The following is a 24,078-nucleotide window of genomic DNA, read 5'->3' as shown; positions in this document are numbered from 1 at the left end:
GGGGAGTCGTCTCAGGTCACGTTGAGCTGGTGTGCCGCCGCCTGGACCGTCTGGGCGAGCAGGACGGCGATGGTCATGGGGCCTACGCCGCCGGGGACTGGGGTGATCAGGCTCGCCCGGTCCTTGGCGGTCTCGAAGTCGACGTCTCCGACGTTGCCCGGGTTGTAGCCCGCGTCGATCACCACGGCGCCGGGCTTGATGTCCCGGCCGCCGATGAACCGCGGCCGGCCCACCGCGGCCAGCAGGACATCGGCCTGTCGCACGATCGACGGCAGGTCGGCGGTACGGGAGTGGCAGTAGGTCACCGTGGCGTTCCTGCCGAGCAGGAGCATGCCCGCGGGCTTGCCGAGAATGGCGCTGCGGCCGACCACCACCGCGTGCTTGCCGGCCAGTTCGACCCCGTACTCGTCCAGCAGGCGCATGATCCCCGCCGGCGTGCAGGACACGAAGCCCGGCAGGCCGAACGCCGTCGCCGCGAAGGAGCGCATGGTGACGCCGTCCACGTCCTTGTCCGGGGCGATGGCCTCGAAGGCGGCGCGTTCGTCGATGTGCGGTCCCACCGGGTGCTGGAGCAGGATGCCGTGCACGCCCGGGTCCTGCGACAGCTCGGTGATGGCGTGGACCAGGTCAGCGGTGCCGACCGAGGCGGGCAAGGCCACGTGCCGTGACTGGATGCCCGCCTTCGCACACCGGGCGCGCTTCATCTGGACATATGTCACCGAAGCGGGGTCTTCTCCGACCAGCACGGTCGCCAGGCACGGGGCCGTTCCCGTGCGCCGCCGGATGTCCTCGGCGGCGGCGGAACTGGTCTCGATGATGCGGGCGGCGAGGCGGGTGCCGTCCATCAGGCGAGCGGTGTGCGTCTGGGCCATGTGCGACTCCTGGAATCCGCGGTGGGGTCGCCCAGGCGCACGGCATCGACGAGTCGCCGGGCCGCTCCCCGGTGGTACTCCACCTCAGCGCCAGTCACGGCCCGATCCCACCATAGCCAACACCGGCCGAGCCCACAGGCCGATCCGCTGCCGCCCGCGGTGGATGCTCGAGGTGGCCCTCGGCCAGGGGTTCGCGGACGGGGCTCAGGAGGCCGGGTCGCGGGGGCGCAGGCCGCTGAGGGCGGTGGTGACGACGCTGTCGGCGTAGTCGGTGGTGAGGGGGGCGGCGCGCTGCAGCCAGCGGTTGAGCACCGGGCCCCACACCATGTCCACGGCCACGTCCAGGTCGAGGTCCTCGGCGAGCTGACCGGCCCTCTGCGCGCTGCGCAGCCGCTGCTTCTTGACCTCCTTCATCGGGCCGTCCAGCCGTTCGGCGTAGGCGGCGGCCAGGACGGAGTCCTCCGTGATCGCCGTGTTGAGCGCCCGCATCGGCTCGTCGTAGCTCGGGTCGTTCAGCTCCTCGACCGTCGCGCGCAGGACCGTCTTCAGGTCCGCTTCGAGATCGCCGGTGTCGGGCAGCGCCGCCGGCTCTCCGTCCTCACCCTCGTTGAGCATGAGGAACGCCTCGAAGAGCACCGTGCCCTTCGACGGCCACCAGCGGTAGATCGTCTGCTTGCCGACGCCGGCGCGCGCGGCGATCCCCTCGATGCTGAGCTTGGCGTAGCCGACCTCGTTCACCAGCTCCAGGGCCGCGGTGAGGATGGCCCGCCGGGAGGACTCGCTGCGCCGGGAGGCATTGGGGTGCGTCACCATGCCCACATTCTAGACGAACCGGACCGTCTTGACTCGTGCGCCGCAAGGGATTATCGTCGTCGCCTGACAAGACGAACCGTCTCGGTTCGACGTGGTGACGGCCGTCCGAGGCCGACGAACAGGAGCTCTCCCGTGCGTACTTCCCCCGCTTCTTCCCGCACCTGGTTCATCACCGGCGCGAGCCGCGGCCTCGGCCGTGCTTTCGCCCAGGCGGCTCTGGAACGCGGCGACCGGGTGGTCGCCGCCGCCCGCGGTATCACGCCGGGCGCCTTCGAGGAGCGGCACGCCGACCGGCTGCTCGCGCTGCCGCTGGACGTGACCGATCGTGCGGCGGTGTTCGCCGCCGTCGCACGTGCCGCCGAGCACTTCGGAGAGATGGACATCGTCGTCAACAACGCCGGGACCATGTCGTCCGGCATGGTCGAGGAGTTCACCGAGGCCGAGGCCCGGGCCCAGTTCGAGGTCAACTTCTTCGGCGCCCTGTGGGTCTCCCAGGCCGCCCTGCCCCACCTGCGCGCCCGCGGCACCGGCCATATCGTGCAGATCTCCAGCATCGCGGCCCTCGGCGGCTTCCCGTCCACCGGCATGTACAGCGCGAGCAAGTTCGCCCTGGAGGGCATGAGCGAGGCGCTGGCCATGGAGGCGGCGGCCTTCGGCGTCAAGCTCAGCATCGTCCAGCCCGGTGGCTACTGGACGGATCTCTACTCCCAAATCGCCGTGACCGACCCGATGGAGCCCTACGCGTCACTGCGCGTCGAACTGGAGAGACAGTGGGCGGAGGGCTCCGTCGACAGCGAACCCCGCCTGGCGGCCGAAGCCCTCCTTAAACTCGTCGACAGTGACGACCCGCCGCTACGCCTCCTGCTCGGCAGCATGGTCTACGACCTGGCCGTCGACATCTCCCAACGACGCCTGCGCACCTGGGCGGCATGGGAAGAGATCAGCCGCGCCGCCGAACACGCCGTCCCCGCTCCCGGCACTCCCACATGAGGCACGGGGCGGTGCTCCGCGCCGCCTTCGACCCCCAGGAGCACGACCGGTACCGCGTCTGACCTGGGCTAGCGTCAGAAAAGGCGCCGGGAGACCGCCCCCGATGCCGAGACCAGCACCGGTCGGTCAGTGGGGACGGTGCCGGTGTTTCAGGCCGGGCCCGCGAGTTCCCTGCCGGGACCCATGCCTTCAGCGCGGCTGGGTGGGGGCGTGAGGGTAGTGGCCGATTCGGCGAAGGCGGTGGCCGTTGGGAGCGGGTCGGCAGGCAAGGCGAGAAGGATGGCGCGCTCAGCAGGCGGGTCCAGCGGGATCGCATGCACGCCCGGGCGATGGGCGGGCAGCGACAGTTCAGGGACGATGCTCACCCCGAGCCCCTCGGCGACCATGGCGAGAATGCTGCTGGTGTCGCGCACCCGGTAGTGGCACTTCAGGCTCGCCCCGGCCGCCCGCGCGAGTGCCGTGATCAGAGGCTCACAGCCGCCCGTGGACATGATGAACGGGTGCCGGGACAGTTCGACCACCGATGCCGAGTCGCGGACGGCCAGTTCGTGACTGCTGGACAGGACGGCCAGCATGCGGTCGGTGGCGAGCGGTCGCGCCATCAACCCTGCGGGGAGCGCGGCCGTGGTGGCCCGTGCGCCCGCCACCCCGGCTGACACGGTGGCGATATCCGCCGCTCCCGTTTCGAGCCACTCCAGCACCTCGTCGTCCGAGCCCTCCATCACCGTGAGCCGCACCTGCGGATGCGCATCCTCGAACCGCCGCAGGATCGGCGGCAGCAGCCGGACGTTGGCGCTGGGGATGACACCGACGCGCAGGCTGCCACGCTCATGCTTCCGGGTTGCGGCCACCTCCTGCTCCAGCGCTTCCACCTGGGTGAGGATGAGCGTGGCGCGGCGGCACACGGCACGCCCAGCCGCTGTCAGGCTCACCCCGTGGTTGCCCCGCACCAGCAGCGCGACCCCGAGCTCGCCCTCCAGGGCGCGCAGCGCGTGGCTGACGGCAGACTGCGTGGTGGCCAGCTCTTCGGCGGCCCGGGTCATGTTGCCGGTGCGTGCGACCGCCTGCAGGATCCGCAGTTGGGTGAAGGTCACAGCGCCGCACGCAGCAGGCCGACGACCAGCGGGTGCGGGGCCCCGGGACGCGAGCGGGTCTGCGGCACGAACAGTGTGGCCACGTAGTAGGGGTGGCCGGGAATCTCCAACACCCGGGCCTCGCCGTCACCGTCCACTCCGATGACCGAGAATCCACCGTCGTGCAGGGTCTCCTGCCGGCTGGGGTCGAGACCGAAGTTGCAGTAATACTCCTCGTCGACCTCGGTCCGTCCGTACAGTGCGGCCACCCGGGTACCGGGGACCAAGGTGACGGGCATGGTCTTGCCGGCCGGCGAGCAGGTCAGTTCCGACACGAAGAGGGTGGAGGCGTATGGGTCGTACTCCGCGTGCTGTGCGTCCTCGTAGCCGAGCACGTGGCGGGCGTACTCGATGATCATGTGCTGGCAGCCGCCGCACGTCCCCAGGGTGGGCACGCTGTGCTCACGGCCGTGCCGAAGCGCGGCGAGGGCACCGCGCAGGCTGCGGTACGGACTGCCGGGCGCGCACCACAACACGTCGGCGGCCTTGACCTCGGCCAGGTCGGATTCGAGCGGTTCGGTGGCCAGCCAGCGGATGTCCACCCTGATGCCGAGGTACGCGGCGGCGTGCCGCAGCGCATCCTCGGTGGCCAGGTGCGAGGGGAAACGTGGGTCGCGGTCGCCAATGACCGCGACGCGCAGAGATCGGTCCATGCCCTCACTATGCGACGTTCCGGCCTGAGCGCCAATACCAGACCATGCGTCCGCCATGAGCGAATGCTCATATCCAGATCTCGGCGGGAAGCGCATCCCCTCGCCTCTTGCCGAGGGCCGTGCGGCCTGTCGCCCTGCCCACCGGCGGGGTCAGGCAGGCCGGCCTGTACGGGTTGGCGGTGCCGGGGGCGCCGGCCATCGCCACCTCCGCCTGGAGGGTTTCCAGGTGGGAGCCGGTCGACGGCCTGCGCCCAGGGAGCCGTCCCGCCGCGGCCTGAGGGTAGTCGTCCGCCGCGGTCGGCAGGCTGGGGGAGGACCTCGAAGACCTGTCCTACCTCCTGTGCTCGTCTCCGTTCACCGCAGCGGCTTGGTCTCGTTGGCCGACCCGGCCGGCGTGCCGCAGAACACTTCCTCGACCAGCCCGTCCAGCAGCTTCTGGAAGTCCTTCACCGGTCCCCGGGTGGCCGAGTCGACCCAGGTCACCGAGCCGGTCAGGGTCGTCTTGCCATCGGGCGAGCTGTACATCAGCGCGCCGTAGCCGTGGGGCGGGCTGCCGTTGTGCTGGTAGACGGTGCCGCAGTCCGGGCCCAGGTCCTGGACGAACACCCCGAGACCGTAGCCGAGCTTCCCGTACGGCTCGCGCATCTCGGCCAGCAGTTCGGCGGGCAGCAGCTTGCCACTGTTCAGCGCGGAGAAGAACGTGGTCAGATCCTGGGTGGTGGAGATCAGGTCACCGGCGCCGACCAGCAGGGACAGGTTCTGACGGGAGATGTCGACCGTCTTGCCCTGGTAGCTGTAGTAGGCATGGGCGTGCGGCCCGGGCAGCTGTGTCCGGTCGCCCGCGGTCCTGGTGGCCGACATCCCGAGCGGTCGCAGGATCCGTCGTTGCAGCTGTTCGTCGTAGGAGCGGCCGGTGACCTTCTCGATCAGCAGCCGGATGAGCGTGTAGTTGGTGTTGGAGTAGTTCTGGTCCGTGCCCGGCTCGAACCTCGCCGGCTTGGACAACGCCAGCCGTACCAGCTCCTCCGGCTGGTAGCTGTGGAACCGGTTGTTCAGCCATGCGTCGCCGGTGGCGGGGATCCCCGGCACGAACCTGCCGTCGTCGTAGTACTCGCCGGTGTAGTTGAACACCCCGCTGGTGTGCCGCAGCAGCATCCGCACGGTGATCCGCCGGTCCAGCCCGAACCCGGGCAGGTAGCCGGCCACCGGATCGTCCAGTCCGATCTTGCCCTCGGCCACCAGTTGCAGCACCAGGGTCGCGGAGAAGGTCTTGACGACGCTGCCCGTCCAGAACCGCCCGTTCGTCGGCGGCTTCGCGGCCGCACCCAGCTTGCGCACTCCGGCGCTGGCGGCCCACTCACCCCGCCGGTCGTTCACGCGCAACTGCACCCCGGTGAAACCGGCATCGACGAACGCCTGCATGGCCTTCCGCAGCTCCGGGCGGTCCTGGCTGGCAGCCGCTGCCGGCACGGTCACGCCGCTGTCCGCGATGGCCGACCCGGGGGTGGCCGTTCCGGCCAGCAGCGCGGCGGCCACCGCTGTGACGGCTACGTGCCGCAGCGCCTTGGTCGCCGGTGGGGGTTGGGTTCTCATCGTTCCTCGTCTTCAGTGTCTTGCCCATGCGAACAGCTCGCCGGGCAATGGGGGGATGGGAGGCCGGGTGCCGGTGGGCGGCCGCGTGTGCCGTCGGCTCGCCTACCGGCAGGTGCGTCACTCCGGGGGTGTTTCCGGTGCTCGAGCCCCGGTCATTGAGCCGGTCCGGCCTGGCCGCTGCCGAACACCTCGGCGACGAGACGCCGCGTCGCCTGCTGGAACGCCGCCCCCACGGACATGGCGGAGTCGTCCACGTAGTTCAGCGCGGCGGTCAGCGTCCTGGCTCCGTCGGGCGTGCTGTACATCAGCGCCGCGTGGCCCGCCATGCCGCCGTTGTGCGTGATGACCGTGCCGCCGTCCGGCGCCGGCTGCACGAACACGCCCAGCCCGTAGCCGGCCTTGGACTCCGGCGTGCACATCTCGGCCAGCAGCTCGGCCGGCAGCAGCTTGCCGCCCAGCAGCGCGGTGATGAACGTCCGCAGGTCCCGGGTGGTGGAGATCATGTCGCCGCCGCTGGAGATCCAGGAGGGGTTGTGCCGGGTGACGTCGACCGTGTGGGTCTGGCCGTCCTCCTCGTAGCGGTAGTAGGCGTGCGCGTGCGGTGCGGGGATGTCCTGCTCGGTGGTCGGCTGGACGGTGCCCGTCAGGCCGAGCGGCCCCAGGATGAGGCGCTGCATCTCCTCGGCGACCGGGCGGCCGGTGACCTTCTCGATCAGCAGCCGGGCCAGCACGTAGTTGGTGTTGGAGTAGCTCCAGTCGGTGCCCGGCTCGAACCTCGCCGGCTTGGACAGCGCCAGCCGTGCCAGTTCCTGCGGCCGGTAGCTGTGGAACCGGTTGTCCACCCACTCCTTGCCCGCGGGGGTGGCGGGGATCCCCGGCACGAACGTGCCGTCCTCGAAGTACTCGCCGGTGAAGTTGAACACCCCGCTGGTGTGCTGCAGCAGCATCCGCACCGTGATCCGCCGGTCCATCCCGAACTCGGGCAGGTAGTCGTCCACCGGGGTGTCCAGTCCGATCCGGCCCTCGGCCACCAGCTGCAGCACCACGGTGGCGGTGAACGTCTTGGTGTTGCTGCCGATCCGGACATGCCCGTTCGTCGGCGGGGCTTCGGTTTCTCCGAGCTCGCCCGCCCCGGCGCCGCCGACCCACTCGCCTTGCTCGTCCTGCACGCGCAGCGTCACCCCGACGAAACCGGAATCGACCATCTCCTGAATGATCTTCCGCAACTCCGGGCGGTCCGGTCCGTCAGCGGCACGCGGCGCGGCCCCGCCGTCCGCGCTGCCGGACGGGGCGGCGTCGAGGGCCTCAGTGATCTTTCGCGCCATCTCCGCCAGGGTGGGGCCAGGCGCGCCCAGCTGGGGCCGGGTGCTGGCTTCGATGGCGACAAGGAGGGTACGACGGAAGTTACCGGCCTCGGCCGGATCCTGCTGGTTGAGCAGGCTCATGGACGCCGTCAAGGCCGGCAGCACCTGGTCGGCCAGTTCGGCCACCGTCCTGCCGTACTTCACCCCCTTGGGCGCCTTGGCGAGCACGTGCCCCACCAGGCCGGTCGCTGAGGTCAAAGCGATGGAGCCCTCGGTGGCGACCTTGTGGGCCGAACCGGCGGCACCGGCGGCCGACATCAACGAAACCGCGCCCCACGCGGCCGTTCGCAGGGTGGATTCGTCCTGTTCGGACAGAGTGATGGACATGCTTGCATGCTCCTTGCACCAAATCGGAAATCGCGGGAACGGACCGATGATGGTTGTGCGGTCCGCTGGTGCCCGAGGTCTGGATGCGCTCGGGCCGGGTCGGGGCGGGTGGACCGCCGGCGTCGAGGCCGCGATCATCGATGCCGGTGATGGCGGCTGACATGACGCGTCGGCCGGGTCGGCGTCAGCCCGTAGGCGGCGCGATCCACTCGGTGAGCTGGATCGCCACGCCGTTGGGGTCGCTGAGCTGCATCGTCAGCTCCCCCCATGGCTCCCGCCGGAGCGGGACGGTGATGGCGGCGCCTTCGCGACGCAGCCGTTCGCACTCCGCGGCCAGGCCGGTGACGGCGAACACCACGATCGCGTCCGTGTGTTCCTGCCTTGGTCGCCAGTGCTCGGCGTCGCGCTCCACCAGGAGCAGATCGACGGCCGCGTCGTCACGGCCGAGCGCGATGAATCCGTCGCCGGCCAGGGTTTCGCGGAAGCCGAGGTGACTGGTGAAGAACCGGCTGGAAGCGGCCGGATCGTCAACGGTCAGGGAAACCGCGGAAGAGACGATGTTCATGCCTTAGCACCAGAAAAGGACACGTTCCCATTCACCTCCCGACAGGGGCGTGTTCTTCAGACGGACCAAGCATCACGTCGGCCGGTGCCGGGGATCAACGGCGACCATCGCAACGGTCGTCAACCCGGGGTCAATGGTCCCAGCCGGGCAGCGGTCCCACCTCGCGCACCACCCGGGCGAGGGCGCGGATCATGTCGTTCTCCGCGTCGCTGCGCCACACCAGCGCGTATGGCAGCGGCTCCATGTCGGTGACCGGCCGGTAGACGATGCCGGGGCGCGGGTAGTAGCGGGTCACGTGGGCCGGGAACAGGGAGATCGTTTCCCCCATGGTCGTGTACAGGAGGATGTCCTCGATGTTGTGCACGACGGCGGTGCGTTCGATCGGGCGGCCCTTGGGGGTGAGCTTGGGAACGTAGCGATCCATCCAGTCACCGGGCACCGACTCGACGATCACGTGCCGGTAGTCGCCGACCGCCTCGATGGAGGCCGTGGACCATGTGGCCAGGTTGTTGTCCTCGGCCATGGCCAGCACCCTGGGCTCGGCGAACAGTAGTGGGCCCACGGTCAAATCGGGCTCCTCCGGCGGCCAGGTGACCAGGACATCGACTTCCCCGTCGCGCAGCTGGGCGAACGGATCCGGATAAGCCGACACCCGCAGCCGCAGCTCCCACTGCGGGTGTCGGGAACGGAAGGTCTCCCAGTACCGGCGCATCTCCTGGATGTTGACGGGAAACAGGCTGACCCGCAGCGTGCCGGTCTTGCCCCGGGCCGCCAACCGGGCCCGCTCCAAACTCTTCGTCAGCCCCTGATGCAGCTCACGTAGGTCGTCGCGAAGCTGCTCTCCCACCGGCGTCAGCCGTACATTGCGACTGTTCCGGGCGAACAGCTCGACCCCGATGGCCCGTTCCTGCTTCTTGAGCGCCTTGCTCACCGCCGCCACCGACACGTGCAGCCGCTCAGCGGTCCGGCCGAAGTGCAACTCCTCGGCCAGGGTCAGGAAGATCTCGATGTCACGCAGCTCCACCTGTCCCCCCCTCGTCCCACCTGCCAGAACTGTTCATTCGGTGCGAAGTATGACAGGTCTGCCGGTTTCGCCGGCTGACCTGTGGCGGCCGGGGATTCCCTTACGGGCGCGGATGGTGCCGTCAAGTCTTCAAGCGCGGCCGCTGCCGCACCGATTAGGTTTCCGCGCCGCGCCCGTCTGTACGTGTGAGAGCGACTCACGAGAGGCTGGCACGATGCGGAAACTGATATTCGGCATGAACGTGACCCTGGACGGCTTCATCGCCGCGACCGGCGACGACATCAGCTGGGGTGGGGGAGAGGGACCGGACTCATCGTCGAGCGCCGAGCTGTTCCAGTGGTGGTATGACCAGATGCGGGCGAGCGAGCTGTCGCTGTACGGGCGCAAGCTGTGGGAAGCGATGAGCTCCCACTGGCCGACCGGCGACCAGCTCCCCAACGCCACCCCGGCGGAGATCGAGTACGCGCGCCTCTGGCGGGACATGCCGAAGGTGGTGTTCTCATCGACGATCGACAAGGTCGACTGGAACACCCGCCTGGTCTCCGGCGACGCGGTCGCCGAGATCACCCGGCTCAAGGCCGAGGACGGCGGCCCGATGGACATCGGCGGCGCGACGCTCGCCGGGGCGGCCATGCGGGCCGGGCTGGTCGACGAGTACACGCTGGTCACCGTGCCGGTCCTGGTGGGCGGCGGCACGCCGTTCTTCACCGCGCTGGACAGCTGGGTGAACCTGAAGCTGATCGAGACGCGGACATTTCCCGGCGGCGTGGTGCTGACCCGATACGAGAGGAGGCGATGAGCACGGGCCGAACGCTCGGCTCGTAAGGCCGGGTCGAGATCCTTCCTGGCGTGCTCACCGTGACCTTCGGCGATGAGGGAACCTTTTCCCGCCCCTTCCTCGCGTTCCGAGTGAGCTGTTGGCCGACTCGCCGAAGATGAGCACGACGGTGGCGCCGGCCCGTGCGCTGGACTCGTCGGCGATGGGGACTTGCCTGGTCACAGCGTCGCGGGCAGGCTCAGCCATGGTTTGTCGGTGGCGTCGAACCCGGTGAGTTCGGCGACCTTTCCCCCGACGATGCGCAGGACCGCGATGTTCAGCAAACGGTATTCCGGGTCGTCGGGGGTTCGGAGGTACAGCGCGGCGGCAGGCATGCGGTTGACCGTCGTGGCGATGCAGCGCCAGTCGTCGTGGCCGCGCTGGAAGAGCCCACCGGAGACCCAGCCGTCCACCGCGTCCTTGGCCGTGACGATCAAGGTGCCCGGCTCGGGCAGCATCGCGAAGCGCAGGTCGTCGCGCAGCAGGGCCATCAGCCCGTTGAGGTCGTTGCGCTCATGGGCGTCCATATACGACTTCAACACGCCGCGCTCGTCATCCGACAGCTCGTACGTGGCAGGGCTCCGCCAGTCGAGGCGCCGGTCGGGCAGCTGCTCGCGCATCGTCACGCGCGCCCGCTGCAGTGCGCTGGTCACCGATGCGACGGTCAGCTCGAGGGCGTCGGCGGCCTTCGACGCCGGCCAGCCGAGGACGTCGCGCAAGATGAACACCGCCCGCTGCCGCGGCGGCAGGTGCTGGACGGCGACGATGAACGCCAGCTCGATCGTCTCCCGCGCCACCACCGATTCCTGGGGGTCCTCCGGGAGCATCCGGTCCGGATAGGGCTGCAGGTACCGCACTTCCGAGCCCTCGCCCGGCAGCTCGGCAGGTACGGGTGTGCGGTCGTTGCGCTTCTCCAGGAAGTCGAGGCAGGCGTTCGTCGCGATCCGGTACAGCCAGGTCCGCAGCGCGGCGTGGCCCTTGAACGACTCCCGCTTGTTCCACGCCCGCAGGAACGTCTCCTGCGTCATGTCCTGGGCGTCCTCGTAGTTCGCGAGCATCCGGTAGCAGTGCACCTGCAGCTCACGCCGGTAGCGCTCCGTCATGAGCGCGAACTGCGCTGCGTCGGCCGAGCGGGCCGCCGCGATGAACGCGGCCTCGTCGCCGCCTGGCAGTCTGGCGTCGGTCATGGTCGTCAATCCTTCCGCGGATGGCGAGGGGCTACCAGAACCGACGACGTGGCGGAAGATTTCTGAGCGGTGAAGCCGCTGACACCGGGCCGTTCGTCAGCCCGGATGGGTCAGGTCGATCGAGGGGACGTGTCCGGGCCGGGCACACCCTCGATGCCGAGGTGGATCCCCGTAGTGCTGGGGAAAGATCGGGGGGACCGGTTCAGGTCGCGACTCAACCCACCGCTGAACGCGGCCGACAAGAGGGACTCAACGGCCTTTCCGGGCAAACAGCAGTAGCAAGTCACGGAAGACTCGATACCGGAGCTTCGCCTGCCGCTCGTCGGTGGCGAACAGGGCTGCCAGCATGGCAACGCCGACGTACACCGTGAACACAGCAATGATCGCCGCGACGAACACGGCGACCCAGGTCGCTACCGGAGCGAGCTCGGCCAGCGCCTGAAACAACAGACTCGCCATCAGCATGACTCCTCATGCTTCAGGCGGGAGTGCGTGACCTGATGGGGTTATCAGGACGCCTCACCCGCTGAACGGGTGCAGTGCGCGCGGTTCGCGGGTCGACCGAGACGCTTCACCCGTCGCAGATGGGAGGGGACCTGGGCGAGCCTGAGACTGGTGCAACGACGTGCATCGCGCTCCCCTTTCCACTCCAACGCCCGTGGCACTAGGCGGGCCTGTCTCCTGGTGCTACGACGCTAACTGTTCAGACGGGGCGTACCGGTAATCGGTTCACAGCCACATCCCACTTACTTCCGACAGGCGTGCGGCCGCGTCACGGCTGCCTCGATCCAGTACAGAGAGTTCGCGTTCGATCATGAGCGCCAGGCCACGCGAGGGCCTGCGCGCCGGGCTCGTCGACGGCGCCGCGCGGGCTGTGTCGGTCCCTGATCCTCTCAAGATCCTCGAGCAGGTCGGGCTGAATCTGCTCGACGGACTCGCCTCCCGCGCCAGCGTCCACGGAAGGTGCTAGCGTAGGTGTCCGAGCGATGACCAGTTCGCTCACGGAGATCTGAGGAGGTGTGTTGATGACCGTCGTGGAGAAGCCCGCTGTGTGCGGCGCCCGGATCATCCTCACCTCCCGGGCCTCGTCCTGACCTTCGCCTGCCTTCCTCCTTCATAGGGAGTGTTCTCGGCACGCCTGTCGTCCGGCGGGGCCCCCGTTCAAGGGTCTCCACGTTGTTTCATCAATCCACTTCATCCCCACCTGCTCTCTCTGGTGAGCGAGTCCTGACTCTGGCCGACTACGGCTGGGACACGGAACGTGAGCGCTCCTTCGCCCCGTCGCGGGCCGAGGGACCGGTTCCGGGCCGTGTCGTGCGGGCCGAGCGCGGCCTATGCGGCGTCGTCGCCGAGCCTCGCGGTGGCAGCCACCACCGGCTGCAGCGCGAGAACACCTACGCCGCCTCCCGCACCGAAGCGCGGCTGCGCGCCGAGCTGGAACGGCCCCTGAAGCAGATCTCGCGCCAAGTGCGCGCCCTCAAGCAGTCTCCCCAGGCATGACGAAAAGGAATCAGGTCATGGACCTTCCCCGCATCTTCACCATCCGCGAGAGCAACCACCGCATCCACAACCCGCTGACCGCGGACAAGTTCGCCGCCCTGGGCGAATCCCTCCGACTCCCCGCTGGGACACGGGTACTCGACCTGGCCAGCGGTTCGGGCGAGATGCTGTGCACCTGGGCACGTGACCTGGGCTTCGCGGGCACCGGGGTGGACATCAGCACGGTCTTCACCGAGCAGGCCCAGGCCCGTGCCGCCGAACTCGGCGTCGCCGACCGGGTCGAGTTCATCCACGGTGACGCCGCCGGCCACGTGGCCGACCAGCCGGTCGATCTGACCGCCTGCGTCGGCGCCACCTGGATCGGCAACGGCGTCGCCGGAACAACCGAACTCCTCCAGCGCAGCCTGCGCCCCGGCGGAATGATGCTGATCGGCGAGCCGTTCTGGCGGCAGACCCCTCCGGACGAGGAGACCGCCAAGGCATGCCACGCCACCTCCATCGCCGACTTCCTGCTCCTCCCCGCTCTGATCGAGCAGTTCCAGGAACTCGGGTATGACGTCGTGGAGATGATGCTGGCCGACCAGGACAGCTGGGACCGGTACGCCGCGGCCCAGTGGCTCAGCATGCGCCGCTGGCTCGATGAGAACCCGGACGACGAACTCGCCCCCGAGGTACGGGAAGAACTCACCACCGAGCCCGCCCACTACGCCCGTTACGGGCGTGAGTACCTCGGCTGGGGCGTCTTCGCCCTTATGAAGCGCTGACAACCCCGTCCCGTGAGGGGCCCAGACGTCATCCCGTCTGGACCCCCTCACGGGACACGTCGTCACCGCGCCGCTTTCTAAGGGCACAGCGCAGAGGTCAGCAGGGTCATGGCCGCCTGGTGAGGGTCGCCGGAGAACGGGGTGATCGACAATGTGACCTGTCGCGAACCGTCGGCTGAGTTGAACGCCACCGTGAGGTAGCCCGGGGCACCGCCGCCGTGGCCGAACGCAGTGCCGCAGGGAAGAGGCGCCAGCTCCAGCCCCAGCCCATACCCCTCGGTCGTGCCGGGATCCTTCATCTCCTTCAGCAGACCAGGGCGGAGCAGCTTGCCCTGGAACAGGGCGCGGTAGAACCGGTTGATGTCCCCGGTGGTGGAGATGATCTCGCCCGCCGCACCGGCCATCGTGGGATTGAACCGCGTGACGTCAACGGGGACGATCTTGCCACCCCTGGTGACCGGCACGTATGCGTGGGCGTGCGGGCCGTACACCTCCGGCGAGGATCCCGGCACGCGGGTGTGCCGCAGGCCGAGCGGTCGCAGGATCCGCTCCCTGATCTCTGTCGCGTACGGCCTGCCGGTGACCCTCTCGATCAGCATGCCGAGCACGATGTAGTTGGTGTTGGAGTACCTGTACTCAGACCCGGGTGGGAAGTCGCGCGGGAGCCTTTCCGCTCTTTCCACCAGTTCGCGTGCCGACCAGGTGCGGTAGCGCTCCTTGGGGATGCCCGCCTCGTCCATCATGCCCGTCGAGTACTCGGGAAGGCCGCTGGTGTGCTGGAGGAGGTGCCTGATCGTGATGTCGGCGCCCCTGTCCACGAGCTCCGGCAGCCACTGCTCCACACTGTCGGACAGGTGCAGCTTTCCCTCTCCCACCAGTTGAAGCACCGCGGTCGCCGTGAACGACTTGGTCACGCTCCCGGCCCGGAAGCGCCCGTCCACCGGGGCAGGCTGGGCATGGTTCATCTTCGCCTTGCCGCTGGCGGCTCGCCAGGTCGTGTCCCCGTCGCGAACCTCGGCGATCGCGGCGACCGCACCGCCTGCGACGACCTCGTCCAGCATCGCCTGCAAACTCGGCCGACCGCTCGGGCTCGCGTCCGCCGCCGCGGTGGCGGTCACGGCAGGCGTCGCCGGCAACGACACGGTCAAGCACGCCACGACGGCCGCGCTGGTGCGTCTTCCCTTCACGTTGCTCCTCCGATGCACGGAGTCCGGCTCTCGGCCTCCGCCGTATCAAGATCCGGCACGAGAGGGCGGTACCGCATCGGAGTCATCCCCTACGGAAACCCTGATTCCACACCGACGATCTCCCACTCGGGAAGGACGCCTGCTGCCGGAATCTCTCATGCCACCAGGGCCGCTCCGCCGCGCGCGTGCGCGACGGCGACCTCGTTGAACGCGCGGATCGCCGCGGTCTCCGCGGCCTTCACCCAGGCCAGGGCGAGGATCGAGGGAGGCAATCCCACGACGGGGACGAAGCTGATGTCCGGGCGCCGGTGGTGCAGCGCCGTGGGGGTGCAGAAGAGCATGCCGCCCCGGTTGAGCGCCACCTGGGTCAGGCCCTCCTGGCAGGTGGCCACGGTGCCGCCGCGGGGAATGGGGCGGCCGGAAGGAGTGAGGGACGGTGCGACGAGCTCGCGCCAGGTGCGTGGAGCCGGGTCGTCCAGGCCGATCAAAGACACCTCGGTCAGTTCCTCCGCGCTGATGCTCGCACGCGCGGCCAGCGGATGACGTTTGGAGACGCCCAGCCGGTAGGAGACCCGGTTCAGCGCTTCACCCGTCGCCAGGTCGGACTCCTCCACCGGCAGCAGCGTGAACGTGATGTCCACCTGCCCGGCCCGCAGCTTTCCGAAGGGGTCGGAGAGCGGGATCTCCACGAGTTCCGTCTCGCACCCCGGGTACCGGCGCTCGAAGGCGCGCACGCTGTCGGTGACGACGTCGGTGGGCGTGGCCAGGAAGCCGAGTCTGATCACGCCGGTCACCTCGCGGGCGGCGGCCTTGGCCCGGCTGATCGCGTTGGCGAGACCTTCGTAGGAGGGACGCAGGTCGGCCAGGAAACGTTCGCCCAAGGGCGTGAGGCTCACGTGCCTGCTGGTCCGGTGGAAGAGCCGGCCGCCGACCCTGGTCTCCAGCGAGCGCATGAGCTGGCTCACCCGGCCGGGGGACAGGTAGAGGCGCTCGGCCGTGCGGGCGAAGTGCAGTTCCTCGCTGAGCACGACGAAGCACTCCAGCTCCCGGAACTCCATCTCCGCCTCCCTCTGATCGCTTAGTCCTCCTAAACCAAGCCTTCGAGCTTGGCGATTGTTCCCGCCGGTGGTCCGCAGAAGGCTGACTGGCATGACCATGACCGACATTTCCCTCGCTACCCGGGCGCGCTGGCTCGCCGTGTTCTCGGTCTCGGTGGGCACCTTCACCCTCGTGACCAGCGAGATGCTGCCCGTCGGCCTGCTGACCTCGATCGCGGCCACCCTCGGCGTCTCCGACGGAACGGCGGGGCTGATGATGTCGGCGCCGGGGCTGGTCGCCGCCGTCTGCGCGCCCGTGCTGGCGTTCGCCACCCGGGGGCTCGACCGGCGGGTCACGCTGATGGGGCTGATGGCGCTGCTGGCGGTGGCCGACCTGGCGGGCGCGTTCGCGCCGAACTACCCCGTCATGCTGGCCGCCCGGGTGCTGACCGGGGTGAGCATCGGCGGGTTCTGGGCCTTCGCCGCCGGACTCGGGGTGCGCCTGGTCCCCGAAGGGGCCGTCGGGCGGGCCACCTCGATCATCTTGGCCGGGGTGTCGGTGGCGTCGGTCCTGGGCGTGCCCGTGGGGACGTTCATCTCGTCGTTCGCGGGCTGGCGGACCGCGTTCGCCGCCATGGGCGTGCTGGCCCTGGCCCTGGTCGCGCTGCTCGCCACCACCCTGCCGCCCCTGCCCGGCGAACCGCGGACCCGCGCGTCCGAGCCGTCGCCCCGGGCGACCCCGGTCCGCGCGCCGCAGGCGTGGCTCTCCGGCCCGCTCAAGGTCGTCCTCGTCCTGACCGTTCTGATCGTGTCCGGCCACTTCGCGGCCTACACCTACGTCCGGCCGTTCCTGGAGCAGATCTCGCACGCCGGTCCGGCGTTCGTCGGCGCCGCCCTGCTGCTGTACGGCGCGGCGGGCGTGGCCGGCAATTTCGCGGCGGGCGCGTGGGCGGCCAGGAACCCCAGGCCGGTCCTGGTCGTGCTGGCCGTGCTGATCGCACTCGCCACGGTGGCGCTGCCCCTGATCGGCCTGCCCCTGGCCGTGCTGGTGGTGTGGGGCCTCGGCTACGGCGGAGTGGGGGTGACGTTGCAGCTGTGGATCATGCGGTCCGGCGGCGGCGAGATGGGCACGGCGCTGTTCGTCGGCGCCTTCAACGTCTCCATCGCGCTCGGCTCGTTCGCCGGCGGCCGGGTCGTGGACGGCGTGTCACTCTCGGCGGTGATGTGGGTGGGCGCCGCGCTCGCCACGGTCAGCGCGGCCGTCGCCGCCCTCTCGGGCCGCGCCTTCGGCGACGATCCCCGGGGCCGCTCTCGCCGTTGACGTGCATACACAGCCGCCGATTGCCTTCTCATTATCGATAATGATAACGTCCAGGTGTGGGCATTTCGACTGAGCGGTGGGCCGAGCTGGCGCTCCATCCCGTGCGCATCCGGATCCTGACCGCCGTGGCCGGGACTCGTCGCACGGCATCCGACCTGGCCGGCCTGCTGCCCGACGTGCCGCAGGCCACCCTCTACCGGCAGATCGCCGCGCTGGCCAAGGCCGGACTGCTGGAAGTGGTGGAGGAGCGGAAGGTCGGCGGCGCGACGGAGCGGGTCTACGCCCTGCCCGAGGACGGCCTGACGCCATCCGCCGAGGCGCTGGCCTCGGCGTCGCCGGAGGAGCACGCGCGGTACTTCACCGCGTTCGTCTCCACCCTCCTGTCGGAGTTCTCGCGCTACCTGACCAAGGAGCACATCGACCTGGTGGCCGACGGCGTCGGCTACCACCAACTGGTGCTGCACCTGGACGACGAGGAGTTCGCGCGGTTCGCGCAGGGCTTCGCCGAACTCGTGCAACCCCTGCTCGCGAAGGAACCGGGAGGGGACCGGACGCCCCGGCTGCTGGCGACGATCCTCCTCCCGTTGACGAAAGGTGGAGACCCATGGCCACAGTCATGATCACGGACGGTTCGATCGCCATCGAGTTCGGCCCGTGGGAGAGGATCTTCACGGGCCGATCCCGGCACACCATCCCCCTGCGCGCGGTGCGACGGGCGGCCGTCACCGACCGGCCGCTGCGGGTCGCACGCGGCGCGAGACGCGGACTCACCGTGTCCGGGCACACCAAGATCGGCGTTTGGGGCCTGTTCGGCGGCCCTCGGCAGTTGGTGGCGGCCGACCGCCACCGGCCCGGCGTACACCTCGTCCTGGATCGCGATGGATCCGGCGGCGAGTTCGACGAGGTCGTCGTGTCGGTCCCCGACGCGGCCCGGCTCGTCGAGACCATCAGGCGCGTGGCCACGTGACCGGCGTAGAGGTGCGCGACCTGACCAAGACCTATGGCCGGGTCACCGCCGTGGACCACCTGAGCTTCACCGTACGGCCGGGCGCCGTGACCGCGTTCCTCGGCCCCAACGGCGCCGGCAAGACCACCACGGTGCGCATGATGATCGACCACGTGGCGCCCACCTCGGGGGGCGTGACCATCGGCGGGCGCCGCTACCGGGACCTCCCGCGTCCGACCCGCGTGGTCGGAGCGGCCTTCGACGTCGCCTCCTTCCACCCGCGCCACACGGCGTGGGACCACTTGCGGATCTATGCCACGATGGGCGGCCACCCCGGCGGCCGGGTCCCGGAACTGCTCGATCTGGTCGGGCTGGCCGGGGTCGCGGGACGCAGGACCGGCGCCTTCTCCACCGGCATGCGCCAGCGGCTCAACCTGGCCACCGCCCTGCTGGGCGACCCCCAGGTCCTGTTGCTGGACGAACCGGGCAACGGCCTGGACCCCGAAGGCATGACGTGGCTGCGTTCGTTCCTGCGCGGGCTGGCCGACGAGGGGCGGACCGTCCTGGTCTCCAGCCACGCGCTCGGCGAGATGCAGCAGATCGCCGACGACGTGGTGGTCATCCGGCAGGGACGGTTGCTCGGCGCCGGACCGCTCCGCGAGCTGTCCGGCCCGGCGCCGGCCGTACTGGTGCGGACGCCGGACGGCGCGGCGCTGAGCCGGATCCTCGCGCGGCAGGCGCGGGTGGAGGCCGACGGGGCAGGCGAGCTGCGGGTCCGCGGGCTGGAGGCCGCGGCCATCGCCGACCTCGCCGCCACGCACGGACTGCGCGTCCACGGCCTGACCAGCGAACGGCCCAGCCTCGAACGGCTCTTCCTCGACCTGACCGGCGAACGGACGAACGCATGACACCCCTGATCCGCGCGGAGGTGCGCCGGCTGCTCGCGACCCGGATGTGGCTGGGCGCCCTGCTGGCGGCCGCCCTGCTCGGCGGCGGCCTGATCGGCCTGCTGGCCGTCGTCGGGCCGGAGAACTTCCAGCCCCCGATGCCCGGACTGCACACCGAGGCCGGGGTGCGAGCCGTCCTGGGTTTCCTCGGCTTCACCGCCTTCGTCCCCGCCGCGCTCGGCACCCTGGCCGTGACCTCCGAGTACCGGCATCGGACCGTGAACTTCACCTTCCTGTTCGTGCCGGGCCGCTGGCGGGTGCTGGCCGCCAAGCTGGTCACCTACGGCCTCGCGGGCATGGTCTACGGGCTCGTCCTGTCGGGCACGGCCGCGCTGGCCCTGTTCGGCGCCGCCGCGGCCCGCGGCGTGGATCTGGGACTGCCCGCCGGGACCATCGGGGGACTGCTGGCCCGGCTGGCGGTCGCGATGGTCGCCTACACGGTGCTCGGCGTGGGCATGGGAGCCCTGATCCGTCACCAGGTCGCCGCCCTGTGCGTGGTGGTCGGCTACCTGTACGGGGCCGAGCTGCTCCTGATGACGATCCCGGGTGTCCGCCACCTGTATCCGTGGCTGCCCGGCGGCGCGACCTCGGCGTTGACCGACTTCACCGCCGTGGCCGACGCCCTGTCCCAGCAGTTGGCCAGTGAACCGGTCCGGCTCCTCTCGCCGCAGGCCGGCGCGCTGCTACTGCTCGGATACACGGTGCTGGCGAGCGCCTTCGCGCTCCTCAAGCCGATGCGCCGCGACGTGACCTGACCGCCCGGCCGCTCGCCGGTATCCGGCGTGCGGTCGGCTGTCGTGCTCATCTGGTGGATCGGCGTGCCCGTCGTACTTCGCGGTCGATCGCCCAGGCGTCCGCCACCGGGCCCACGTGCCGGAGCTTGTCGGGGTTGATCACCGAGCGGATCGTCTGGATCCGCCCGTCGAGCACGTCGAGCGTCATCGTCTGCAGCACCTTGCCGTCCCGGTCACGGAAGATCGCGCCCGGCTGGCCGTTGACCTGGTTCGGCTCGGCCAGCACGCCGATCCCGGCCAGCTTGGCGTAGACGGAGGAGAGCAGCCGGGCCACGTTCGCGGCGCCGACGATGGCCCGGGCGAGTTGCGGGGCCTTGCCGCCGCCGTCGCCGGCCATCGAGACGTCGGCGGCGAGCAGCTCCTGCAAACCGGCGACGTCACCTTCGCGCAGCGCGTCGAAGAACCGCGACGCCAGCTCCTCACGCTCCTGGCGGAGCGCTTCGAAGCGCGGCCGTCCGGCCGTCACGTGCCGCCGGGCCCGTACCAGCAACTGCCGGCACGCCGCCTCCGAGCGCCCCACCGTCGCGGCGATCTCGTCGAACCCGAAGCCGAACACCTCCCGCAGCACGAACACGGCCCGCTCCAGCGGGCTGAGCCGCTCCAGCAGCAGCAGCGCCGCCATCGACACCGAGTCGGCCAGCTCCGCCGACCGCGCCGGGTCCTGGTACGGATCGCTCAGCAGCGGCTCGGGAAACCACGGGCCCACGTACTCCTCCCGCCGGGACCGCGCGGAGCGCAGCACGTCGATCGAGATGCGCGTCACCGTGGTCGCCAGAAACGCCTTGGTCGAGGTGGGACGGGTCGCCGAGCCGTCGAAGCGCAGCCACGTCTCCTGCACCGCGTCCTCGGCCTCGCCCACGCTGCCGAGGATCCGATAGGCGATCGAGAACAGCAGCGGCCGCAGCTCCTCGAACTCCTCGACCTCGCTCACGGCCGATCCCCTTCCGTGAAGCCCTCCTGCCGGGCCGTGCTCGCTGGAGCAGGCGTCATCCGGTGAACAGGCAGGCCAGAGTAGCTGCCCCGCACCCGTCGGCCCGGAGGCGGACCCCCGGGCCGGCGGCCGATGCCGTTCAGTGGAATCGGCCGGGCTCGTAGTCGCCGGCCGGCTGCCGGGTGATGATGTTCAGCCGGTTCGCCGTGTTCATGAAGGAGATCAGCAGCACCAGGGCGGTGAGCTGCTCGTCGTCGTAGTGCGCGGCGGCGCGCGCCCACACCTCGTCGCCGACGCCGCCGGCCGCGTCCGCGACCCGGGTCCCGTCCTCCGCCAGTTCCAGCGCGGCGCGTTCGGCCTCGGTGAAGACGGTGGCCTCCCGCCACGCCGCGACCAGGTTCAGCCGCACCGAGGTCTCGCCGCCGGCGGCGGCGTCCTTGGTGTGCATGTCGACGCAGACGGCGCAGCCGTTGATCTGACTGACGCGAAGCGCGACCAGCTCCTGCGTGGCGGCCGGCAGCGAGGATTCCTTGAGGGCCTTGCCTGCCGACATGAGGTGCTTGAGCGCCTTGCCGGCGGTGGGGGAGGCGAAGTAGTCCAGTCGCGCGTCCATGAAGTGCTCCTCTGTGGTCGTCGGTTGCTCCACCCCCTGAGACGAGGTGGCCCGGCCCCCTGTGACATGGACGGATGTGACGTGCCTCACCGGTCCGGCGGCGCGGCGCCCGCACCTGTGAGGTGACGCGCCGGCCTGACATTTCACCCCGCCGTCTTGTCGAACCGGTGAGAGCGGACGGTCTCCCACGAGCACAGGATGGATGGACGGATGACGACACAAGCGCTGAAGGCGCCGCTGCACATGCGGCGGAACGGGTTGGACCCGGTCGAGGAACTGGCCCGGGCCCGCGAGGACGAGGGTGTGGTGCGGGTGGAGACGCCGTTCGGTCCGCCCGCGTATCTGATCTGCCGCCATGAAGATGTCCGCCAGGTGCTGGCCGATCCGACCCGGTTCAGCAGTGCCCTGGCGCCGTTACCGGGATCCGGATACGTGGACGCCGACGAACTGGAGCGGCTGCGGGCCGGGCAACTGTTCAGGTTGGACCCGCCCGAGCACTCGCGGCTGCGCCGGATGCTCACGCCCGAGTTCACGATGCGGCGGATGCGCGGCCTTGAGCCGCGGATCACCCAGATCGTCCACAAGGCCCTGGACGATCTGGAGCGGGCCGGCAAGCCGGCCGATCTGGTGGAGCACTTCGCGCTGCCGGTGCCCTCGCTGGTGATCTGCGAGCTGCTGGGCGTGCCCTACGCCGACCGCGCCCGGTTCCAGGAGCGTGCCGTGCGCCTGCTGGACACCTCCTTGCCGATGGAGCGGCGCGTCGCGGCACAGCGGGAGGACCGCGCCTACATGGCCGACCTGGTCGCCCGCGCCCAGGCCGCCCCGGGCCAGGACATGCTCGGCATGCTGGTGCGCGAGCACGGCGACGACCTCAGCACCGACGAGCTGATCGGCATCGCGGAACTGCTGCTGCTGGCCGGGCACGAGACCACCTCCAACATGCTCGCCCTGGGCACCCTGGCCCTGTTGCGGCACCCGGACCAGCTCGCCGTGATCCGCCAGGACCCGGCCCAGGCCGAACCCGCCGTCGAGGAGCTGTCGCGCTGGCTGTCCGTCGTGCAGTCGCTGCCACCGCGGATGACCACGACGGATGTCGAGATCGCCGGGCAGGTCATTCCCTCGGGCTCGCTCCTGATCTGCTCGCTTCCCGCCGCCAACCGCGACCCCGCCTTCGTCCACGATCCCGAGACCCTCGACGTCACCCGCGCGGCGGCCGGCCACCTCGCCTTCGGCCACGGGGTGCACCACTGCCTCGGGGCGCCGCTGGCGCGGATGGAGATGCGCATCGCCTTCCCGGCCCTGCTGCGGCGCTTCCCCGGGCTGGCCCTGGCCGACCCCGACGAACAGGCGGACTTCCGAATCTTCACCACCGTGTACGGCGTGAACGCCCTGCGAGTGACCTGGTGAACGGACGGCCCCCAACGTGGAGCGAGCTCTCGGCTCCTGGCGCGCCGGGAAACCTTTTGCGGGCAACCGCGAAGCGCGGGCACAGTGACCGGATGAGCGACCGTATCGAACTCTTCTCACGTTCTTGGGCGGCGTTGCGCGCGGCGGTGGCCGAGACCGCGGACGAGGACTTCGCGCTGCCGTCCGGGTGTGCCGGCTGGCTCGTGCGGGACCTGGTGTGCCACCTGGTCATCGACGCCCAGGACGTCCTGATCACCCTGGTCACGCCCGCCGCGACGGAGCCGACCGTGGACGCGGTCACCTACTGGAACCTCGTCGAACCTCCCACCGGGGACGACCCGCTCGACGCGCTGATTCCCCGGCTGGCCGCCGCGTACGGCGAGCCGGGACTGCTGAAGTTCCACCTGGACGACGTCGGCTCCGCCGCGGGCCGCGCCGCCGGGCTCGCCGACCCGGCGGCGCGCGTCGGCACCCGCGACCAGGTGCTCACCGTGGGCGACTACCTGTCCGCGTACGTGCTCGAATGGGCCTTGCACCACCTCGACCTGGTCGCGTATCGGCCCTCGGCCGCCCAGCCGGCCGCCGAGACCCTCGCGGCGGCGCGCGACTCCCTGGAGAAGATCGCCGGGACCTCGTTCCCCGCGTCGTTCTCCGACGAGGACGTGCTGCTGGTCGGCACCGGACGCCGGGCGGCGAGTGAGGAGGAGAAGGCCGCGCTGGGCGGTCTGGCGGCGAGGTTGCCGTTCGTGGTCGGCTGATCGGGGCGGTCCCCGTGTGGCGCCGGCGGGCGGGACGGAAGCGGTCAGGAATGGAGAAGCGCCGGTCAGCGGGCCGCGGCTAGCGTTTCTGGCGTACGGCGGGTCGCGACGACCCACGACGTCAGGAGTGACCATGAGCGATTCTTCCCTCCAGGGGATCAAGACCGTCCTGCACCCGGTGTCCGACGTGGCGAAGGCCAAGGCGGTGTACGCCGCCCTGCTCGGCGTGCAGCCGCAGGTCGACGACTCCTACTACGTCGGCTTCGAGGTCGCGGGCCAGCACGTCGGGCTGGTTCCGGGCGGCGGGTCGCAGGGCATGAGCGGGCCGGTGGCCTACTGGCACGTGTCCGACATCGAGGCGAAGCTGGCCGAGGTGACCGCCGCCGGCGCCACCGTCAAGGACGCCGTGCGCGACGTGGGCGGCGGCCGCCTGGTCGCCACCGTCACCGACCTGGACGGCAACGTCCTCGGGCTGCTCCAGGACCGGTAGGCGCCGCGCGAAGAACCGGACAGATTCCCCTAATCTGGTCAGCCC

The 24,078-nt window shown here is 70.3% G+C and carries 27 protein-coding genes and 1 riboswitch; of the genes, 13 read left to right on the top strand and 14 right to left on the bottom strand.

Translation table 11 applies throughout. From position 1 onward, the window contains the following. Window positions 1-11 precede the first annotated feature (11 nt). On the bottom strand, window positions 12-872 hold the full coding sequence (locus tag BJ981_RS36035) for a bifunctional 5,10-methylenetetrahydrofolate dehydrogenase/5,10-methenyltetrahydrofolate cyclohydrolase (RefSeq protein ID WP_184617982.1): 861 nt from the start codon (window positions 870-872) through the stop codon (window positions 12-14). A 22-nt stretch (window positions 873-894) separates the two neighbouring features. Continuing rightward, window positions 895-980, bottom strand: a riboswitch (ZMP/ZTP riboswitch). Between the two features lie 96 nt (window positions 981-1,076). After that, window positions 1,077-1,685 (bottom strand): TetR/AcrR family transcriptional regulator, encoded by a 609-nt coding sequence (locus tag BJ981_RS36030; RefSeq protein ID WP_184617981.1) that lies wholly within the window; start codon window positions 1,683-1,685, stop codon window positions 1,077-1,079. A 132-nt stretch (window positions 1,686-1,817) separates the two neighbouring features. Here BJ981_RS36030 and BJ981_RS36025 point away from each other — a divergent pair, with 132 nt between their 5' ends. After that, entirely contained in the window at window positions 1,818-2,675 is an 858-nt protein-coding gene (locus BJ981_RS36025; RefSeq protein WP_184617980.1) for an SDR family NAD(P)-dependent oxidoreductase, read from the top strand. 149 nt (window positions 2,676-2,824) lie between these two features. On the opposite strand, the gene BJ981_RS36020 is transcribed toward BJ981_RS36025, so the two are convergent. From BJ981_RS36020 to BJ981_RS35995, 6 genes are all read right to left on the bottom strand, one after another. Further along, window positions 2,825-3,769: a LysR family transcriptional regulator gene (locus BJ981_RS36020; protein WP_184617979.1), complete on the bottom strand. Its 945-nt coding sequence runs from the start codon at window positions 3,767-3,769 to the stop codon at window positions 2,825-2,827. Next, window positions 3,766-4,461, bottom strand: coding sequence for a CTP synthase C-terminal region-related (seleno)protein (locus BJ981_RS36015; protein WP_184617978.1), 696 nt, complete (start codon window positions 4,459-4,461; stop codon window positions 3,766-3,768). Before BJ981_RS36015 ends, BJ981_RS36020 begins: the two co-directional genes overlap by 4 nt. 354 nt (window positions 4,462-4,815) lie before the next feature. After that, window positions 4,816-6,054, bottom strand: a complete 1,239-nt coding sequence (locus BJ981_RS36010) for a serine hydrolase domain-containing protein (RefSeq protein WP_184617977.1) — start codon at window positions 6,052-6,054, stop codon at window positions 4,816-4,818. A 152-nt stretch (window positions 6,055-6,206) separates the two neighbouring features. Next, entirely contained in the window at window positions 6,207-7,745 is a 1,539-nt protein-coding gene (locus tag BJ981_RS36005; protein WP_239139074.1) for a serine hydrolase domain-containing protein, read from the bottom strand. Between the two features lie 184 nt (window positions 7,746-7,929). Next, complete coding sequence (locus BJ981_RS36000; protein ID WP_184617976.1) at window positions 7,930-8,310, bottom strand: VOC family protein; 381 nt, start codon at window positions 8,308-8,310, stop codon at window positions 7,930-7,932. 130 nt (window positions 8,311-8,440) lie between these two features. Continuing rightward, window positions 8,441-9,334: a LysR family transcriptional regulator gene (locus BJ981_RS35995; RefSeq protein ID WP_184617975.1), complete on the bottom strand. Its 894-nt coding sequence runs from the start codon at window positions 9,332-9,334 to the stop codon at window positions 8,441-8,443. Between the two features lie 214 nt (window positions 9,335-9,548). Here BJ981_RS35995 and BJ981_RS35990 point away from each other — a divergent pair, with 214 nt between their 5' ends. Continuing rightward, on the top strand, window positions 9,549-10,133 hold the full coding sequence (locus tag BJ981_RS35990) for a dihydrofolate reductase family protein (protein ID WP_184617974.1): 585 nt from the start codon (window positions 9,549-9,551) through the stop codon (window positions 10,131-10,133). A 197-nt stretch (window positions 10,134-10,330) separates the two neighbouring features. On the opposite strand, the gene BJ981_RS35985 is transcribed toward BJ981_RS35990, so the two are convergent. Continuing rightward, entirely contained in the window at window positions 10,331-11,338 is a 1,008-nt protein-coding gene (locus BJ981_RS35985; RefSeq protein WP_184617973.1) for an RNA polymerase subunit sigma-70, read from the bottom strand. A gap of 249 nt (window positions 11,339-11,587) precedes the next feature. Next, window positions 11,588-11,803: a hypothetical protein gene (locus tag BJ981_RS35980; RefSeq protein WP_221315595.1), complete on the bottom strand. Its 216-nt coding sequence runs from the start codon at window positions 11,801-11,803 to the stop codon at window positions 11,588-11,590. 349 nt (window positions 11,804-12,152) lie between these two features. Here BJ981_RS35980 and BJ981_RS35975 point away from each other — a divergent pair, with 349 nt between their 5' ends. The 3 genes from BJ981_RS35975 to BJ981_RS35965 all read left to right on the top strand — a co-directional run bounded on the left by BJ981_RS35975 (window position 12,153) and on the right by BJ981_RS35965 (window position 13,602). Beyond that, a complete protein-coding gene (locus tag BJ981_RS35975) occupies window positions 12,153-12,308 on the top strand; it encodes a hypothetical protein (RefSeq protein WP_184617971.1) in 156 nt (51 codons plus the stop codon). A 344-nt stretch (window positions 12,309-12,652) separates the two neighbouring features. Continuing rightward, window positions 12,653-12,838 carry a hypothetical protein gene (locus BJ981_RS35970; RefSeq protein WP_184618147.1) on the top strand — a complete coding sequence of 62 codons (186 nt, stop codon included), beginning with the start codon at window positions 12,653-12,655 and terminating at the stop codon, window positions 12,836-12,838. 17 nt (window positions 12,839-12,855) lie between these two features. Next, entirely contained in the window at window positions 12,856-13,602 is a 747-nt protein-coding gene (locus BJ981_RS35965) for an SAM-dependent methyltransferase (RefSeq protein WP_184617970.1), read from the top strand. A gap of 77 nt (window positions 13,603-13,679) precedes the next feature. On the opposite strand, the gene BJ981_RS35960 is transcribed toward BJ981_RS35965, so the two are convergent. Both BJ981_RS35960 and BJ981_RS35955 read right to left on the bottom strand, forming a co-directional pair. Then, the gene (locus tag BJ981_RS35960) at window positions 13,680-14,789 is read right to left on the bottom strand and encodes a serine hydrolase domain-containing protein (RefSeq protein ID WP_184617969.1); all 1,110 of its coding nucleotides are present in this window, start codon (window positions 14,787-14,789) and stop codon (window positions 13,680-13,682) included. 155 nt (window positions 14,790-14,944) lie between these two features. After that, on the bottom strand, window positions 14,945-15,847 hold the full coding sequence (locus tag BJ981_RS35955; RefSeq protein WP_184617968.1) for a LysR family transcriptional regulator: 903 nt from the start codon (window positions 15,845-15,847) through the stop codon (window positions 14,945-14,947). 91 nt (window positions 15,848-15,938) lie between these two features. Here BJ981_RS35955 and BJ981_RS35950 point away from each other — a divergent pair, with 91 nt between their 5' ends. The 5 genes from BJ981_RS35950 to BJ981_RS35930 are packed head-to-tail and all read left to right on the top strand — an operon-like array spanning window position 15,939 to window position 19,795. Then, complete coding sequence (locus BJ981_RS35950; protein ID WP_184617967.1) at window positions 15,939-17,147, top strand: MFS transporter; 1,209 nt, start codon at window positions 15,939-15,941, stop codon at window positions 17,145-17,147. 56 nt (window positions 17,148-17,203) lie between these two features. Then, window positions 17,204-17,767, top strand: coding sequence for a helix-turn-helix domain-containing protein (locus BJ981_RS35945; protein ID WP_184617966.1), 564 nt, complete (start codon window positions 17,204-17,206; stop codon window positions 17,765-17,767). Further along, window positions 17,752-18,114: a hypothetical protein gene (locus BJ981_RS35940; protein ID WP_184617965.1), complete on the top strand. Its 363-nt coding sequence runs from the start codon at window positions 17,752-17,754 to the stop codon at window positions 18,112-18,114. Before BJ981_RS35945 ends, BJ981_RS35940 begins: the two co-directional genes overlap by 16 nt. After that, on the top strand, window positions 18,111-19,001 hold the full coding sequence (locus BJ981_RS35935; protein WP_184617964.1) for an ABC transporter ATP-binding protein: 891 nt from the start codon (window positions 18,111-18,113) through the stop codon (window positions 18,999-19,001). Before BJ981_RS35940 ends, BJ981_RS35935 begins: the two co-directional genes overlap by 4 nt. Then, the gene (locus BJ981_RS35930) at window positions 18,998-19,795 is read left to right on the top strand and encodes an ABC transporter permease (protein WP_184617963.1); all 798 of its coding nucleotides are present in this window, start codon (window positions 18,998-19,000) and stop codon (window positions 19,793-19,795) included. The genes BJ981_RS35935 and BJ981_RS35930 overlap by 4 nt, the downstream gene beginning before the upstream one ends. A gap of 46 nt (window positions 19,796-19,841) precedes the next feature. Here BJ981_RS35930 and BJ981_RS35925 read toward each other — a convergent pair whose 3' ends face one another. Together BJ981_RS35925 and BJ981_RS35920 are read right to left on the bottom strand one after the other, a co-directional pair. Continuing rightward, window positions 19,842-20,765 carry an RNA polymerase sigma-70 factor gene (locus BJ981_RS35925; RefSeq protein WP_184617962.1) on the bottom strand — a complete coding sequence of 308 codons (924 nt, stop codon included), beginning with the start codon at window positions 20,763-20,765 and terminating at the stop codon, window positions 19,842-19,844. A 139-nt stretch (window positions 20,766-20,904) separates the two neighbouring features. Continuing rightward, complete coding sequence (locus BJ981_RS35920) at window positions 20,905-21,378, bottom strand: carboxymuconolactone decarboxylase family protein (protein ID WP_184617961.1); 474 nt, start codon at window positions 21,376-21,378, stop codon at window positions 20,905-20,907. A 210-nt stretch (window positions 21,379-21,588) separates the two neighbouring features. Between BJ981_RS35920 and BJ981_RS35915 the strand changes: the two genes are divergently transcribed. The 3 genes from BJ981_RS35915 (at window position 21,589) to BJ981_RS35905 (ending at window position 24,033) form a co-directional block, all read left to right on the top strand. Next, window positions 21,589-22,785 carry a cytochrome P450 gene (locus tag BJ981_RS35915; protein WP_239139073.1) on the top strand — a complete coding sequence of 399 codons (1,197 nt, stop codon included), beginning with the start codon at window positions 21,589-21,591 and terminating at the stop codon, window positions 22,783-22,785. A 104-nt stretch (window positions 22,786-22,889) separates the two neighbouring features. Next, a complete protein-coding gene (locus BJ981_RS35910) occupies window positions 22,890-23,543 on the top strand; it encodes a maleylpyruvate isomerase N-terminal domain-containing protein (RefSeq protein WP_184618145.1) in 654 nt (217 codons plus the stop codon). A 133-nt stretch (window positions 23,544-23,676) separates the two neighbouring features. Beyond that, window positions 23,677-24,033, top strand: coding sequence for a VOC family protein (locus BJ981_RS35905; RefSeq protein ID WP_184617960.1), 357 nt, complete (start codon window positions 23,677-23,679; stop codon window positions 24,031-24,033). Window positions 24,034-24,078 lie beyond the last annotated feature (45 nt).

Origin of the sequence: Sphaerisporangium krabiense, from assembly GCF_014200435.1 — a bacterium.
Classification (GTDB): domain Bacteria; phylum Actinomycetota; class Actinomycetes; order Streptosporangiales; family Streptosporangiaceae; genus Sphaerisporangium; species Sphaerisporangium krabiense.
Note: the sequence above shows the minus strand (reverse complement) of the source record. Positions and strands in the feature narration are given on the sequence as shown.

Coding starts and splice junctions, on each gene's coding strand:
- BJ981_RS36035 (WP_184617982.1), bottom strand. CDS start 872: ATGGCCCAGACGCACACCGCTCGCCTGATGGACGGCACCCGCCTCGCC.
- BJ981_RS36030 (WP_184617981.1), bottom strand. CDS start 1,685: ATGGTGACGCACCCCAATGCCTCCCGGCGCAGCGAGTCCTCCCGGCGG.
- BJ981_RS36015 (WP_184617978.1), bottom strand. CDS start 4,461: ATGGACCGATCTCTGCGCGTCGCGGTCATTGGCGACCGCGACCCACGT.
- BJ981_RS36010 (WP_184617977.1), bottom strand. CDS start 6,054: ATGAGAACCCAACCCCCACCGGCGACCAAGGCGCTGCGGCACGTAGCC.
- BJ981_RS36005 (WP_239139074.1), bottom strand. CDS start 7,745: ATGTCCATCACTCTGTCCGAACAGGACGAATCCACCCTGCGAACGGCC.
- BJ981_RS36000 (WP_184617976.1), bottom strand. CDS start 8,310: ATGAACATCGTCTCTTCCGCGGTTTCCCTGACCGTTGACGATCCGGCC.
- BJ981_RS35990 (WP_184617974.1), top strand. CDS start 9,549: ATGCGGAAACTGATATTCGGCATGAACGTGACCCTGGACGGCTTCATC.
- BJ981_RS35985 (WP_184617973.1), bottom strand. CDS start 11,338: ATGACCGACGCCAGACTGCCAGGCGGCGACGAGGCCGCGTTCATCGCG.
- BJ981_RS35980 (WP_221315595.1), bottom strand. CDS start 11,803: ATGCTGATGGCGAGTCTGTTGTTTCAGGCGCTGGCCGAGCTCGCTCCG.
- BJ981_RS35975 (WP_184617971.1), top strand. CDS start 12,153: ATGAGCGCCAGGCCACGCGAGGGCCTGCGCGCCGGGCTCGTCGACGGC.
- BJ981_RS35965 (WP_184617970.1), top strand. CDS start 12,856: ATGGACCTTCCCCGCATCTTCACCATCCGCGAGAGCAACCACCGCATC.
- BJ981_RS35955 (WP_184617968.1), bottom strand. CDS start 15,847: ATGGAGTTCCGGGAGCTGGAGTGCTTCGTCGTGCTCAGCGAGGAACTG.
- BJ981_RS35950 (WP_184617967.1), top strand. CDS start 15,939: ATGACCATGACCGACATTTCCCTCGCTACCCGGGCGCGCTGGCTCGCC.
- BJ981_RS35940 (WP_184617965.1), top strand. CDS start 17,752: ATGGCCACAGTCATGATCACGGACGGTTCGATCGCCATCGAGTTCGGC.
- BJ981_RS35930 (WP_184617963.1), top strand. CDS start 18,998: ATGACACCCCTGATCCGCGCGGAGGTGCGCCGGCTGCTCGCGACCCGG.
- BJ981_RS35920 (WP_184617961.1), bottom strand. CDS start 21,378: ATGGACGCGCGACTGGACTACTTCGCCTCCCCCACCGCCGGCAAGGCG.
- BJ981_RS35915 (WP_239139073.1), top strand. CDS start 21,589: ATGACGACACAAGCGCTGAAGGCGCCGCTGCACATGCGGCGGAACGGG.
- BJ981_RS35905 (WP_184617960.1), top strand. CDS start 23,677: ATGAGCGATTCTTCCCTCCAGGGGATCAAGACCGTCCTGCACCCGGTG.